The organism is Phaeobacter sp. JH20_08 (assembly GCF_048056635.1).
In the GTDB taxonomy this organism is placed as follows: domain Bacteria; phylum Pseudomonadota; class Alphaproteobacteria; order Rhodobacterales; family Rhodobacteraceae; genus Phaeobacter; species Phaeobacter bryozoorum.
The window spans coordinates 21520-35574 of record NZ_JAYMVV010000010.1; the positions used below are offsets into that span (position 1 = coordinate 21520).

A 14055-nucleotide genomic window follows, 5' to 3' on the forward strand; every position below is an offset into this window, starting at 1 on the left:
CCCATGGACCAAAGCAAGATCGACGCCCTTCGGTCACAACCGGTGCAGCCGGTTTCACATCTCATTGACGGTCGGCAGGTTGCGGCCTCTGATGGGGCGATGCTGGATGTGCTGTCGCCGATCGACGGGTGCGTGCTGACCCGGATCGCGCGGGGAACTGCGGCGGATATGGAGGCGGCCATCGCCTCCGCCCGCGCCGCCTTCGAGGATCGCCGCTGGGCCGGGCAGCCGCCCGCCGCCCGCAAGAAGGTTCTGACGAAATGGGCCGAGCTGATCGAGGCGCACGCGCTCGAACTCGCCGTTCTGGGCGTGCGCGACAATGGCACCGAAATCAATATGGCGCTCAAGGCCGAACCGGGGTCAGCCGCAGCCACGATCCGCTACTACGCCGAGGCACTGGACAAGCTCTATGGCGAAATCGCGCCCACGGCGGGTGATGTACTGGGCCTGATCCACAAGGATCCCGTCGGTGTGGTCGGCGCGATCATTCCGTGGAATTTTCCGCTGATGATCGGGGCTTGGAAACTGGGCCCGGCGCTTGCGATGGGAAATTCCGTGGTGCTGAAACCCGCTGAAACCGCCTCTCTCTCACTGATGCGGGTGGCGGAACTGGCGCTTGAGGCGGGCCTGCCACCCGGCGTCCTGAACGTGATCACCGGCGAAGGCGCGGTGGTCGGCGAAACCCTCGGCCTTTCGATGGACGTCGACGTTCTGGTGTTCACCGGATCGGGGCAGACCGGGCGTCGGTTGCTGGATTATTCCGCCCGTTCAAACATGAAACGTGTCTATCTGGAGCTGGGCGGCAAATCTCCCAATATTGTCTTCGCTGATGCGCCGGATCTGGCAGAGGCCGCAAAAGTGACCGCCGCAGGTATCTTCCGCAACTCGGGTCAGGTCTGCGTCGCAGGCTCCCGCCTGCTGGTCGAGGCCTCGATCCACGACAGATTTGTGCAGGAGGTCGCGCGGGCAGCAGAGGCGATGCAGGTCGGCGACCCGCTTCGGCTGGAGACCCAGATCGGGGCGATCAATTCCGAAGCACAGCTGAAGCAGAACCTGACCTTTGTCGCCACCGCCCAGCAGGAAGGCGGGCAGATCGTCACCGGCGGGCAGCGTATTTTGTCGGAAACCGGCGGCTATTACATGGCGCCAACCATCGTCACTGATGTCACGCCAGCGGCGACATTGGCACAGCAGGAGGTGTTTGGCCCAGTGCTTGCCGTGACCCCCTTCAAGACCGAGGACGACGCCGTGCGGATCGCCAATTCCACGGTCTACGGTCTCGCCGGTGCGGTGTGGACATCCGGGCTCAGCCGCGCCCATCGCATGGTGCAGCGTGTCCGAACCGGGGTGATGCATGTCAACACCTATGGCGGCGCGGATGGCACCGTCCCGCTTGGCGGGGTCGGGCAGTCCGGGAACGGGTCGGACAAATCGCTTCATGCCATCGACAAATACATCAACCTGAAAACCGCATGGATCAAACTCTGAAAGGTGGGGCAATGACCGAGAAAACCATTCTGGTGGTTGGCACCTATGACACCAAGGACGATGAGCTTGGTTTTCTGGCGAGTGTGATCGGCGATCAGGGGGGCAGGGTCCTGACCATGGATGTCTCGGTTCTGGGCGACCCATCGACGCCGACCGACTATTCCAAACACGACGTCGCCGAGGCCGGTGGCAGCTCGATCCGGGCGGCCATCGATAGCGGGGATGAAAACGCCGCCATGCAGATCATGGCGCATGGTGCCAGCTTGCTGACCGCGCGGCTGCACCGGATGGCGGCTATTGACGGGGTGATCGTCCTTGGCGGCACGATGGGCACCGATCTGGCGCTTGATGTCTGTTCGGCCTTGCCGCTTGGGGTGCCGAAATACATTGTCTCAACCGTTTCCTTCTCGCCGCTGATCCCGGCCGAAAGACTGGCGGCCGACACCCAGATGATCCTCTGGGCTGGTGGGCTTTACGGGCTGAATTCCGTCTGCAAGGCCTCGCTCAGCCAGGCCGCAGGCGCCGTTCTGGGCGCCGCGAGGGCCGCGCAGATACCGGACCCGGATAAACCGCTGATCGGTATCATGTCCCTTGGCACATCGGCGCTGAAATACGTCATTCCGCTGAAACCGGCGCTTGAGGCACGCGGGTTTGAGGTTGCGGTCTTTCACGCCACCGGCATGGGAGGGCGCGCCTTTGAGAGCCTCGCAGAGCAGGGCGCCTTTGCCTGCGTGTTTGACTTCTGCACCCAGGAGCTTGGCAACCATATCCACGGATCGTCGATTTCCGCCGGTGCGGATCGCCTTACCAATGCCGGCGCCAGGGGGACGCCGCAGATTGTCGCCCCCGGCTGCTATGATCTGGTTGATGTGGTCGGCTGGCAGCCAATCGCCGAGAAATGGTCGGACCATCCGAAACACGCGCACAACCGGCTGCTGACCTCGATTGTCCTCAACACCGAGGAACGGCGCCAGGTCGCCCGCGCCCATTCGAAACAGCTGGCTGACGCCGACGGTCCTGTGGCGATGATCCTGCCGGAGCGTGGACTCGGCGAATGGGACCGCGAAGGCGCCGACCTGCACGACAGCGCGGGGCTGGCGGCGTTTCTGGCGGAGCTTGAGGCGACATTGCCCGCGCATGTCTCCGTGCACCGCCTCGACAGCCATATCAACGACCGTGCCTTCGCCGATAAGGCGCTGGAGATTTTCGACCGCTGGTGCGCCGACGGCATTGTTTCGCCGTAACGCCTGCCGCCCGGATCCTGCGCTTGACTCGCCGTGTGCTTTTTACTTAACTTGATAAGCAATAAGTCGCCAAGGTGCCCTGATGCCCCATTTCCAGATCGAATATTCCGCCAATCTAGAGGACGTGCTGGACATCTCTGCACTGTGCGAGGCGATCCGCGCAGAGGCGGCCGCGATCGACACCTTTCCCATTGCAGGGATCCGGGTGCGGGCGCTGCGCGTCGATCATGTGGCAATTGCCGATGGCAACCCGGACCATGGTTTCATCGACCTGTCCATCCGCCTGCGGGAGGGGCGCAGCGACACCGTAAAGCAAGACGCAACCGCCCGTATCTTTGCCGTGCTGCGCAACTTCGTGGCCCCGGCGATGGATCGCCATTCCATTGCCCTGTCAGCAGAGATGCGCGACATCAACGCAGCGCTTTCACCGAAATTCGGAAATATCCGTGATCATCTGGAGGACCCGGCATGAGCCAGCTCGACAGCCATATCCGCAAATTGGACAGCTATCTGGAGCGGTTCCGTGCCTCCGGGATCCAGAACCGGATTGCCGGCGCCGATGTGGCCGGCCGAGCAGGGGTGTTTCAGACCATCTCGCCGGTGGACAAAAGCGTGATCTGCGATGTTGCCCAGGGCTCAGCCGCAGATATCGACGCCGCCGCCCGCGCCGCGCAGCAGGCCTTTGCAGATTGGCGCGACCTGTCGGCCTCTGAACGAAGGAAGATCCTCATTCGGATCGCCGAAGGCATCGAAGCCCGCGCCGAAGAAATCGCGCTCTGTGAATGCTGGGATACTGGCCAGGCCTATAAATTCATGTCCAAAGCGGCGCTGCGCGGAGCCGAGAATTTCCGGTATTTTGCCGATCAGGTTGTGCAAGCGCGCGATGGCCAGCATCTCAAATCCCCAACCCTGATGAATGTGACCACCCGTGTGCCTATCGGCCCGGTTGGGGTGATCACGCCGTGGAACACACCCTTCATGCTCTCGACCTGGAAAATTGCGCCGGCGCTAGCGGCGGGATGTACCGTCGTTCACAAACCCGCCGAAGCCTCACCGCTGACCGCGCGGCTGCTGGTCGAGATCGCCGAGGAGGCCGGACTGCCACCGGGTGTGCTGAACACTGTCAACGGGTTCGGCGATGAGGTGGGCAAGGCGCTGTGCGAACACCCGGCGATCCGGGCCATCGCCTTTGTCGGGGAGTCGCGCACCGGCAGCCTGATCGTCAAACAGGGCGCCGATACGCTGAAGCGCAACCATCTTGAACTGGGCGGCAAGAACCCCGTCATCGTGTTTGAGGATGCCGATCTTGAGCGCGCGCTCGATGCGGTGATCTTCATGATCTATTCGATCAATGGCGAACGCTGCACCTCCTCCTCCCGGCTTCTGGTCCAAGACAGCATCCGCGCCGACTTCGAAACCCGGCTGATCGAGCGCATCAACAATATCAGGGTTGGCCACCCCCTGGATCCCGCGACCGAGATCGGCCCGCTTGTCAGCGAGGAGCATTTCAACAAGGTCACCAGCTATTTCGGCATTGCCAAAGACGACGGCGCGACGATTGCCGCCGGCGGCGAGGTGCTGGGCAACGAGGGGTATTTCGTCCGCCCGACACTGTTCACCGGTGCCCGCAACGATATGCGGATCGCGCAGGAGGAGATCTTTGGCCCGGTGCTGACCTCAATCCCCTTTGCGACCGAGGAGGAGGCGCTGGCGCTGGCCAATGACACCGCCTATGGGCTCACCGGATATCTCTGGACCAACGATCTGACGCGGGCGCTGCGCTTCACCGACAAGCTGGAAGCGGGCATGATCTGGGTGAACTCGGAGAATGTGCGCCATCTGCCCACGCCCTTTGGTGGCGTCAAAGCCTCCGGCATCGGTCGCGACGGCGGCGACTGGTCGTTTGAGTTCTACATGGAGCAAAAACACATCGGTTTTGCCACCGGCTCCCATAAGATCACCAAGCTAGGAGCGCTCTGATGCCTGTTCCCGCCCCAAATCTCTATCCCGATTTCAACACGATCCGGCTCAGCCACGTTTGCCTGAACGTCAAGGATCTGGCCGCCTCCAAGCGTTTCTACACCGAGATCCTCGGTCTTCAGGTCAGCGACGAGGACACACAGCGCGTCTACCTGCGCGCGATGGAGGAGCGCGGTCACCACTGCGTGATCCTGCAACAATCAGATCAGCCGGGCACGGTTGAGGTGATGGGGTTCAAGACCTTTGACGAGGAGGATCTGGACCGCGCCGACGCCTATTTCCGCAAGAAGGGACGGCCAACAGAATGGGTGCAGCGCCCGTATCAGGGGCGTACGCTGCTGACCTCGGACAATATGGGGATCCCGCTGGAGTTCTACCACAAGATGGACCGGCTGGCGCCGATCCACCAGCAATACGCGCTCTATCGCGGTGTGAAACCTTTGCGGATCGACCACTTCAACTGCTTCAGCCATGACGTCGATGCCTCGGTCGCCTTCTATAGCGATTTCGGCTTTCGGGTGACGGAATATACCGAAGACGAAGACAGCAAGAAACTCTGGGCGGCCTGGTTGCATCGCAAAGGTGGCGTGCATGACATGGCCTTCACCAATGGCACCGGCCCGCGTATGCACCATGTGGCCTTCTGGGTGCCGAACCCGCTCAATATCATCGACCTGCTCGATCTGATGGCGACCACCGGCTATGTGACCAATATCGAACGCGGCCCCGGTCGACATGGCATTTCCAACGCCTTCTTCCTCTATATCCTCGATCCCGATGGCCACCGGATCGAAATCTACTGTTCCGATTATCAGACCGTCGATCCCGACCTTGAACCGATCAAATGGGATCTGAAGGATCCGCAGCGCCAGACGCTCTGGGGGGCGCCGGCCCCGGAAAGCTGGTTCAAACACGGCAGCCGTTTTGTCGGCGTCACGCCGAGGGAGTCGGAGTTACAAGCCAGCCCGATCATCGCCCCATGAAGTTTGCAAGTTACAGCGCAGCCGGGCAGGCTTTCTACGGGGCCGCAACCGATGACGGGATGATCGCGCTTAGCCCGGACTTCCCGCAATGGCCGACCCTGCTGGATGTGGTGCGCGCGGGCGGGCTGGATCAGCTGATGGTCGCGGCCGAGGGCAGATCCGTCACCCACACAGATGTGCAGTACGACATGGTGCTGCCCAATGCGCGGCGGATCCTCTGTGTCGGCGTCAACTTCCCGGATCGCAATGCCGAATACAAAGACGGCAGCGAGCAGCCGAAATACATGTCGCTGTTCCCCCGCTTTGCCAGTGGCTTCACTGGCCACAATCGCCCGCTCATCCGCCCCCCCGAAAGCCATATGCTCGATTATGAGGGCGAGGTGGCGATTGTCATCGGCAAAGGCGGGCGGCGCATCGCACCGGCCGACGCCTATGACCATATCGCCGCGCTCACCATCTGCAACGAAGGCACCATCCGCGACTGGGTGCGCCACGCGAAATTCAACGTCACCCAGGGCAAGAACTGGGACAACTCCGGTGCCATCGGCCCTTGGCTGGTGCCGTTCCGGGACCCGGCGCAGCTGGATGAGGCGCGCATCATCACCCGTGTGAACGGAGAGGTCAGGCAGGATGATGTCCTGTCGCGCATGATGCACCCGATCCGGCGGGAGATCGAATATATCTCCACCTTCATGACGCTTGAGCCGGGCGATATTATCGTGACCGGAACCCCCACCGGGTCCGGCGCACGGCTGGATCCGCCGCAGTTCCTGAAACCCGGCGATGTGGTTGAGATCGAGGTTTCCGGCATCGGCACGCTGCGCAACACGATCGAGGACGAAGCCCCATGACACCGCAGGATCACGCGAGGGCCGCAGAGGATCTCCTGCGGGCGGAGGCAACGGGACAGCAGATCGGCCTGCTCAGCAGACGCTATCCGCAGATGGATATGGACGATGCCTATGCGATCCAGAAGGCGATCTGCGAAGCCAAGCTGGCGCAGGGGCACAACGTCGTCGGCTGGAAAATCGGCCTCACCTCCAAGGCGATGCAATACGCGCTGAACATCGACATACCCGACAGCGGTATCCTGTTTGACGACATGGTGTTTTCACATGGCACGACAGTTCCCGCCGGTCGTTTCATCCAGCCGCGGATCGAGGCGGAGATCGCCTTTGTCATGAAACGCGCCCTCGGTGGCGGCGATATTACCCGTGCTGCGGTGCTTGCCGCCACCGACTATGTGGCACCCGCGCTGGAGATCCTCGACACGCGCATCGCGCGCCAGGACAGGGAAACGGGCCAAAGCCGCAACGTATTCGACACCATCAGCGACAATGCGGCTAATGCAGGTGTCGTACTGGGACCGCAGCGCCACGCGGTCGACGCCTTTGATCTGCGCTGGGTCGGGGCAATCACCTCGCGCAATGGCGAGGTTAAGGAAACGGGGCTTGGCGCAGGCGTGCTTGATGATCCGGTCGAAAGCGTGGTCTGGCTGGCCCGCCGCATGGCGCAATATGGCCAGCGCATCGAACCCGGTCAGATCATCCTTTCCGGCAGCTTTATCCGCCCCGTCGAATGCCCCTCCGGCACTGCGATCAGGGCTGATTTCGGCCCCTTCGGCGCGGTGGAGATCACCTTCGCCTGAGACAACTTCACCTGTGCGATGCTTATGGCACTGCGACGGCGCCGCTTGCGAGAATGGGCTTGTTGTTTTTCAGATGCCGCGCCACCAACCGGCGTTGCTGTCTGCCACTGGGGATATGGCAGGCCGTGCGGCATGCGGCCTGCGGCGCAAGCAGCTCGGGAAACAGCAGGGTGACCTCTTCATAGGCCTCCGGCGTCAGCGCCTTCAGCGCTTCGGCACCGGTAAACAGGCTCTCGGTCGGGGCGCCCTCGGCAAAAATCACCTCATGCCTGTCGAACAACAGGTGGAAATACTCCACCGGCTCGCAGGTCTGCTCGATATCAATACCTGGCAGCTCGGTCAGCCGCACGGCGGCGACCAGCACATCGGCGTCGGCAAACATCCGTTCGCTGATCTTTGACGACACCAACATGCGATGCTGCCGAGACACCAGAAGATCGCGCATCGGCAGACCATGCCCCAGCGCCCCGGCGGTGATCCTGACCGGGCGCAGCTTGGGGTTGGCGCGCAGCGCATCCGCCGTCAGCGCGCGGCTCATCACCATACGCAGCGGCCGGTAGCTGCCATCAGCGACCAGCACGCGATCACCGGCGGTCAGGGAGTCGACAGCCACCCGACCCCGTTCGGTTTCGATCAGGGTGCCGCGGACAAAACAGGTGATCTCGGAATAATTCCAGCCCGTGGTGTGGCTCTGGTAACTGCCAAGTGTCGCACCAACGGTGAATTCAGAACCCGGGCCGGGGACAAAATACCAGCTGCCGCCGGTGTTGAAGAAATAGAAGGTCTCGACATGGGGGGTGCCGCCGGTGTCGGTGAAGGAGACGTCAATGGCGTAAGGCTCCCCTGCAGATCCGCCGAAGGCGCCCCCGTTGATGCTGATACTCTCGTTGCCGTCGGCTCCGCCCTGATAGGCCCCGTCATCGTCATCCAGCGTCGCGGTATAGGATGTATTGTACTGGGCGTTGTAGCCAGCCGCGCTCCAATTGAAGGCTGTGACGGTATACTGTGGCATCTAGCTCTGCCCCTGCGATCCGCTATCGTCTTGCGACAGCGATTTGAACAGATGGCGCAGCCCTGCCGGATTGAGCTTGTACCGTATCGCCCCGGAGCCAAGCTCAGCCTCGGCCAACTGCCGCTCCGCCGCGTCCACCTCTGTGCCGCAGCGTGTTCTTAGATCGGAACAGAAGTCTTGGTTCTTGCGCGTCGCCATCACTCACCCGGCTCACTCTTTAATCATGGTTACCAATTACTTTAGGCGAGTGTGGCGTTTCGCCAAACAGTTTTTGCGCGACTCCACGCAGCGCCGCCGAAAAGGGGCCCGTAAATGCGCAGATCAGTGGCGATGTGATCGGTATCGCGGCGGCCGGCGCTGGCCTCAGCGCAGCGGCAGATGGCCCAGGTGGTCGTCGCCGCGTTCCCGCGCCAGTCTCATCTGTTTCTGCCGCTCGCGGAACCGGGCCTTGTCGGCCTCAGAGGTCTCATTGATACAGAGATGGCAGGACACCCCCTGCTCAAAGGCCGGATTGGATTTGTCCTCTGGCAGAATGGGCCTGCGGCAGCCGTTGCACAGCTCATGCGGACCTTCCTGTAACCCGTGTCCGACGGACACCCGGCTGTCAAAGACGAAACATTCGCCGGTCCAGCTGCTGTCTTCCTGCGGCATCTCCTCAAGATAGCGCAGGATACCACCTTTCAGGTGATAGACATCCTCCACGCCCTGACCAATCAGGAAGTTGGTAGATTTCTCGCAGCGGATGCCACCGGTGCAGAACATCGCAACACGCTTGTTGTGGAACCGGTCCTTGTTCTGTTCCCACCAGGCCGGAAATTCGCGGAAGCTCTCGGTCTTGGGGTCGATCGCGCCTTCGAAGGTACCGATGGCAACCTCGTAGTCATTGCGGGTGTCGATCACCACGACATCGTCCGAGCGGATCAGATCGTTCCAGTCTTCCGGCTCCACGTAATGGCCGACGCGGGCACGCGGGTCGATGTCCGGCTGGCCCATAGTGACGATCTCTTTCTTCAGCCGCACCTTCATCTTGCCAAAGGGGGGCTTGTCGCTGGTGGCTTCCTTCCATTCAAGATCGCTGCAACCGGGCAGCGCCTTGATATGGGCCAGCACCGCATCAATCCCGGCGCGCGGGCCAGCGATGGTGCCGTTGATGCCTTCCTGCGCCAGCAGCAATGAGCCCCTGACCCCCTGCGCCTCGCAAAGGGCCAGAAGCGCCGGTTTCAGAGCGGCGGGATCGTCGAAACGGGTGAAGTGGTAGAGAGCGGCAATCGTATACATGGCGCCGCTCTACACCAAGCAGGCAAGGCGCTGCAAGGTCGTGGAATGCCGCATCGCCGCAGCTTTGTTGACGGGTGGGCGCAGGGGGCGTACCCCTGTCAGGCAAGACGTGGAGAACCCGATGACCAAAGCCCTGATCGTGATTGATGTTCAGCTGGATTTCTGCCCCGGCGGTGCCCTGGCGGTGCCGGACGGGGATCAGGTCGTGGCGCCAATCAATGCGATGATGCCTGATTACGACGCGGTGCTGATGACACAGGACTGGCACCCGGTCGACCACAGTTCCTTTGCTTCGCAACACCGCGACGCTGCCGCCTATGACAGCATCGACATGCCCTATGGCCCGCAGGTGCTCTGGCCCGATCACTGCGTGATCGACAGCGCCGGGGCGCAGTTCCACCCGGATCTGGACCTGCGTGGCGACCTGATTCTGCGCAAGGGTTACCGCCGTCATATCGACAGCTATTCGGCGTTCTTTGAAAACGACCAGAGCACGCCCACCGGATTGCACGGCTATCTGCAGGACCGCGGCATCCGCGATCTGACGCTGGTCGGGCTTGCCACCGATTTTTGTGTCGCATTTTCGGCACTGGATGCCGCCCGTTTGGGCTACGACGTGACAGTGGATTTGACAGCCTGCCGCGCGATTGATCTGGATGGCTCTCTGACAACCGCAGTGACGCATATGCAATCGGCAGGCGTGCGGCTGGTTGGTGCCTTTGGGTAAGTTATTAACGAATTGACGATATTCAGAGACTCGTCGTCATCAGGGACCTTGCAAAGAGATGCCGCAGGCCGATGCGCTCAACACTGGGCCGCTAGAAACCTATAGCAGGCGATACAGCCAGCGCGGGCTGCTCAACCGCTATGCGGATGGGCGGTGCCGGTATTTTGCGTTCCGCCAGCTGATCATGGCAGGGCTGTCGGCGCTGATCGGTCTGCTAATATCGCCAATGGCTGGTCTCTTGGTCTTTGTGGTCGCGTTTCTCGGCGACCTGGTTGATACGCTCTACCTTATGCGGGCAACGCCGATTGCGGATAATGCCCCCTATAAGCGCGTGCTGGCCATCAGCAGCCTCACCGCTGGGGTGCAGGCGGTTTCCCTCTCCTTTCTGGCCTGTTCACCATCGTATTTCATCCACGCGGAAAACCACCTGCATCAGGCCCATGCCACGCCGCTGTTCACCGTCGGTATCCTGGTCGGGGCCGCCATCAATGCCACGGTGATCCTGCCCTATCAGATCTCTGCCGGTATCGTGCGGCTGGTGGTCTATGCGCTGACACCTCTGGTCAGCATCGCGATTGAAACCCTTGCCGATCACAGCACTGCCGTGATCGAGGTGCAGTCCTTTCAATTCGCCGGTCTGGGCGTGCTCTATGTCAGCGTCTTCTTCTTCGTCAGCTTTATCGCGGGTCGCTACCACCGCAGCCGCAAAAACACCCTGGCGATGGCCCTGCAACATAAGCAGCTGGCCAAGATCAACGCCAAGCTACAGGCCCAGCAGCTGCAATCCCAACAGCTTGCTCTGGTGGCCGAGAATGCCAACGACAGCGTCTTCCTCATGGATCAGGAGGGGCGGATCACATGGGTCAATGAGGCGTTCACCCGGATCACCGGCTACCGCTACGATGAGGCGATCGGCAGGATGCCGGGTGAGCTGCTGAACGGTGAAGACACCGATATGGCGGTGGTCAAGGCACTGGAGAAGGGGCGCGCCACCGGCAAACCGTTTCGGCTTGAGATCTGCAATCGTCGCAAGGATGGTCAGCGTCTGTGGCTGGAGACCAATCAGGTGCCGATGCTGCGCGACGACGGGACGGTGGAGACCATCATTGCCGTCGAACGTGATATCACCGCCGCCAAACAATACGAACAGCAGCTGAAGGATGCCCGCATCGCCGCGGAGGAGGGCGCGCGGGTGAAATCCGAATTCCTCGCCACCATGAGCCATGAGATCCGCACCCCGATGAACGGGGTTATCGGCATGGCGCAGATGCTGGAACGGACCAATCTGGATGACGAGCAAAAGCTCTATGCCGATACGATCCTCGGCTCGGCCCGCACCCTTTTGTCGCTGATCAACGATGTGCTTGATCTCTCGAAGATGGACGCGGGCGAGGTCATCCTGAGCGAGGTTGATTTTGATCTGCGCGCCTGTTTCCAGCAGACCTTGAAGCTGTTTGAACCGCAGGCGCAGGAGAAGGGCATCAGCCTTGATCTCGATATCGCGCCGGACGTGCCCCGGCTGATCAATGGCGACGATCGGCGCCTGCGCCAGGTCTTGCTGAATCTGGTCGGCAATGCGGTGAAATTCACCGAGACCGGCGGCGTTCGCGTCGCGGTGGCCACCACGGAGGCGGGCGACCGGCTGCGCCTGCGCTTCTCGGTCACCGATACAGGCATCGGCATCGCCAAGGACAAGCAGGATCAGATCTTTGAACGCTTCTCTCAGGCCGATGCGGCGATCACGCGGCGGTTTGGCGGCACCGGTCTTGGCCTCACCATATCGCGCCTCCTGTGCGAGGCGATGGGCGGTGAGATCGACGTGACCTCTGACCTTGGCAAAGGGGCCTGTTTTTCCGTCCACCTGCGCATGCAGCCTGCCACCGGCTCCGCCCTGTCCGACACCGACGGCATCATCCCGCAGGAAGAAGGCTGTTTGCAGGGGATGCGTATCCTCGTCGCTGAGGACAACAGGATCAACCGCCTCCTGGTTGAGAAATACCTTCAGGACGAACCGGTTACGCTGGAATTTGCCGTGGATGGCGCCGAGGCGGTCGAGAAAACGCCGGAGTTTGATCCCGATGTCATTCTGATGGATATGTCGATGCCGGTGATGAACGGGCTGGAGGCCACCCGCATGATCCGCGAGATGGAGATCCGCCAGCCTGTCATTGCGGCACTGACGGCCAATGCCTTTGATTCCGATCGCGAGGCCTGCCTGTCCGCGGGCATGGATGATTTCCTCAGCAAGCCGATCAACCGCGATGACCTGCTTGCGGTTCTGTGCAAACACAGCCTTCCTCAGGGTCGTCGCGCAGCAGTCTGATTTCCTTTGCTCCTGGCTGCGGCCTGTTTTATCAACCATTGAAACACGATGGATGAGGCCGCCTGTGGACATTGCAACCCGCGTCTATAACCACAAGTGGAAGATCGATCCGATCGTGCGCTCGCTGATCGACACTGATTTTTACAAACTGCTGATGTGCCAGTCGGTGTATCGCAATCGCCGCGACACCAATGTCCGCTTCTCGCTGATCAACCGATCCAAACATATCCCGCTGGCCGATCTGATCGACGAAGGCGAGCTGCGCGAACAGCTCGACCACATCCGCTCGCTATCGCTGTCGCGTGGCGAAAGCACCTGGCTGCGCGGCAATACGTTCTACGGCAAGCGCCAGATGTTCCGCTCCGATTTCATGGAGTGGTTCGAGGGGTTGCGCCTGCCGCCCTATGAGCTGGAGCGCAAGGGCGACCAATACGAACTGACGTTTGAAGGCAAATGGCCCGAGGTCATGCTCTGGGAAATCCCGGCCCTGTCGGTTCTTATGGAACTGCGCAGCCGCGCGGTGATCAACAGCATGGGCCGGTTTGAACTCCAGGTGCTCTATGCCCGCGCCATGACCCGGGTCTGGGAAAAGATTGAACAGCTGCGCGACATAGACGGCCTCAGCATCGCCGATTTCGGCACCCGCCGCCGTCATGGGTTTCTCTGGCAGGACTGGTGCGTGCAGGCGATGATGGAGGGGCTGGGCGATAAATTCACCGGTACCTCGAACTGCCTGATTGCCATGCGCCGCGAGGTCGAGGCTATTGGCACCAACGCCCATGAGCTGCCGATGGTCTATTCCGCGCTGGCCGAAGATGATGCCGCACTTGCGCAGGCCCCCTATGATGTGCTGTCCGACTGGCATGACGAGCATGAAGGCAATCTGCGCATCATCCTGCCCGATACCTATGGCACCCGGGGGTTCCTGGATCGCGCGCCGGACTGGCTGGCGGGCTGGACCGGCATCCGTATCGACAGCGGCGATCCCGCAAGCGGCGCCGAAACCGCGATCCGCTGGTGGCAGGAGCGGGGCGAGGACCCGCAGGACAAACGGGTGATCTTCTCCGACGGGTTGGATGTTGCCAAGATCAAGGAACTGCATGCGCAGTTTTCAGGCCGTACCAAAGTGTCCTTTGGCTGGGGCACGCTGCTGACCAATGACTTCCGCGGGCTGGTGCCGGATGACGGCCTCGCGCCGTTCTCCCTGGTGTGCAAGGCGGTGTCGGCCAATGGCCGCCCCACCGTCAAACTCTCCGACAACCCGGAAAAGGCGATGGGCCCGCAGGCTGAAATCGACCGTTACAAGCGGGTGTTTGGTGTCGGTGAACAGCAAAGCCAGGCGGTAATAGTCTAGAAATACTTCGCCCATCTG

13 protein-coding genes are annotated in these 14055 nt (G+C 61.5%); 10 read left to right on the plus strand and 3 right to left on the minus strand.

What is annotated here, in order from left to right; translation table 11 throughout:
* The first annotated feature begins 3 nt into the window (after positions 1–3).
* The 7 genes from VWY75_RS09485 to hpaH all read left to right on the plus strand — a co-directional run bounded on the left by VWY75_RS09485 (position 4) and on the right by hpaH (position 7343).
* Positions 4–1488: an aldehyde dehydrogenase gene (locus tag VWY75_RS09485; protein ID WP_416537618.1), complete on the plus strand. Its 1485-nt coding sequence runs from the start codon at positions 4–6 to the stop codon at positions 1486–1488.
* A gap of 11 nt (positions 1489–1499) precedes the next feature.
* The gene (locus VWY75_RS09490; protein WP_416537632.1) at positions 1500–2732 is read left to right on the plus strand and encodes a Tm-1-like ATP-binding domain-containing protein; all 1233 of its coding nucleotides are present in this window, start codon (positions 1500–1502) and stop codon (positions 2730–2732) included.
* A gap of 82 nt (positions 2733–2814) precedes the next feature.
* Positions 2815–3204 (plus strand): 5-carboxymethyl-2-hydroxymuconate isomerase, encoded by a 390-nt coding sequence (locus VWY75_RS09495; RefSeq protein ID WP_416534261.1) that lies wholly within the window; start codon positions 2815–2817, stop codon positions 3202–3204.
* Entirely contained in the window at positions 3201–4712 is a 1512-nt protein-coding gene (gene hpaE / locus VWY75_RS09500; protein WP_416537619.1) for a 5-carboxymethyl-2-hydroxymuconate semialdehyde dehydrogenase, read from the plus strand. Before VWY75_RS09495 ends, hpaE begins: the two co-directional genes overlap by 4 nt.
* Positions 4712–5695, plus strand: a complete 984-nt coding sequence (gene hpaD / locus VWY75_RS09505; protein ID WP_416534263.1) for a 3,4-dihydroxyphenylacetate 2,3-dioxygenase — start codon at positions 4712–4714, stop codon at positions 5693–5695. Before hpaE ends, hpaD begins: the two co-directional genes overlap by 1 nt.
* On the plus strand, positions 5692–6546 hold the full coding sequence (locus VWY75_RS09510) for a fumarylacetoacetate hydrolase family protein (protein WP_416537620.1): 855 nt from the start codon (positions 5692–5694) through the stop codon (positions 6544–6546). Before hpaD ends, VWY75_RS09510 begins: the two co-directional genes overlap by 4 nt.
* Entirely contained in the window at positions 6543–7343 is an 801-nt protein-coding gene (gene hpaH / locus VWY75_RS09515; RefSeq protein ID WP_416537621.1) for a 2-oxo-hept-4-ene-1,7-dioate hydratase, read from the plus strand. The genes VWY75_RS09510 and hpaH overlap by 4 nt, the downstream gene beginning before the upstream one ends.
* A gap of 22 nt (positions 7344–7365) precedes the next feature.
* Here hpaH and VWY75_RS09520 read toward each other — a convergent pair whose 3' ends face one another.
* From VWY75_RS09520 to VWY75_RS09530, 3 genes are all read right to left on the minus strand, one after another.
* Entirely contained in the window at positions 7366–8355 is a 990-nt protein-coding gene (locus VWY75_RS09520) for a Hint domain-containing protein (protein ID WP_416537622.1), read from the minus strand.
* The gene (locus tag VWY75_RS09525; RefSeq protein ID WP_416534267.1) at positions 8356–8553 is read right to left on the minus strand and encodes a hypothetical protein; all 198 of its coding nucleotides are present in this window, start codon (positions 8551–8553) and stop codon (positions 8356–8358) included. It lies immediately after the preceding gene.
* 165 nt (positions 8554–8718) lie between these two features.
* Positions 8719–9633 carry a rhodanese-related sulfurtransferase gene (locus tag VWY75_RS09530; protein ID WP_340546378.1) on the minus strand — a complete coding sequence of 305 codons (915 nt, stop codon included), beginning with the start codon at positions 9631–9633 and terminating at the stop codon, positions 8719–8721.
* Between the two features lie 121 nt (positions 9634–9754).
* Between VWY75_RS09530 and pncA the strand changes: the two genes are divergently transcribed.
* The 3 genes from pncA to pncB all read left to right on the plus strand — a co-directional run bounded on the left by pncA (position 9755) and on the right by pncB (position 14037).
* Positions 9755–10360 (plus strand): bifunctional nicotinamidase/pyrazinamidase, encoded by a 606-nt coding sequence (pncA, locus tag VWY75_RS09535; protein ID WP_416537623.1) that lies wholly within the window; start codon positions 9755–9757, stop codon positions 10358–10360.
* Positions 10361–10418: 58 nt separating this feature from the next.
* Complete coding sequence (locus VWY75_RS09540; RefSeq protein WP_416537624.1) at positions 10419–12683, plus strand: ATP-binding protein; 2265 nt, start codon at positions 10419–10421, stop codon at positions 12681–12683.
* Between the two features lie 64 nt (positions 12684–12747).
* Positions 12748–14037 (plus strand): nicotinate phosphoribosyltransferase, encoded by a 1290-nt coding sequence (pncB, locus tag VWY75_RS09545; RefSeq protein WP_416534271.1) that lies wholly within the window; start codon positions 12748–12750, stop codon positions 14035–14037.
* Positions 14038–14055: the final 18 nt, after the last annotated feature.

Bases quoted from the DNA above. Each gene is read 5' to 3' on its own strand.
- VWY75_RS09485 (WP_416537618.1), top strand. From the start codon at position 4: ATGGACCAAAGCAAGATCGACGCCCTTCGGTCACAACCGGTGCAGCCG.
- VWY75_RS09490 (WP_416537632.1), top strand. From the start codon at position 1,500: ATGACCGAGAAAACCATTCTGGTGGTTGGCACCTATGACACCAAGGAC.
- VWY75_RS09495 (WP_416534261.1), top strand. From the start codon at position 2,815: ATGCCCCATTTCCAGATCGAATATTCCGCCAATCTAGAGGACGTGCTG.
- hpaE (WP_416537619.1), top strand. From the start codon at position 3,201: ATGAGCCAGCTCGACAGCCATATCCGCAAATTGGACAGCTATCTGGAG.
- hpaD (WP_416534263.1), top strand. From the start codon at position 4,712: ATGCCTGTTCCCGCCCCAAATCTCTATCCCGATTTCAACACGATCCGG.
- VWY75_RS09510 (WP_416537620.1), top strand. From the start codon at position 5,692: ATGAAGTTTGCAAGTTACAGCGCAGCCGGGCAGGCTTTCTACGGGGCC.
- hpaH (WP_416537621.1), top strand. From the start codon at position 6,543: ATGACACCGCAGGATCACGCGAGGGCCGCAGAGGATCTCCTGCGGGCG.
- VWY75_RS09520 (WP_416537622.1), bottom strand. From the start codon at position 8,355: ATGCCACAGTATACCGTCACAGCCTTCAATTGGAGCGCGGCTGGCTAC.
- VWY75_RS09525 (WP_416534267.1), bottom strand. From the start codon at position 8,553: ATGGCGACGCGCAAGAACCAAGACTTCTGTTCCGATCTAAGAACACGC.
- VWY75_RS09530 (WP_340546378.1), bottom strand. From the start codon at position 9,633: ATGTATACGATTGCCGCTCTCTACCACTTCACCCGTTTCGACGATCCC.
- pncA (WP_416537623.1), top strand. From the start codon at position 9,755: ATGACCAAAGCCCTGATCGTGATTGATGTTCAGCTGGATTTCTGCCCC.
- VWY75_RS09540 (WP_416537624.1), top strand. From the start codon at position 10,419: ATGCCGCAGGCCGATGCGCTCAACACTGGGCCGCTAGAAACCTATAGC.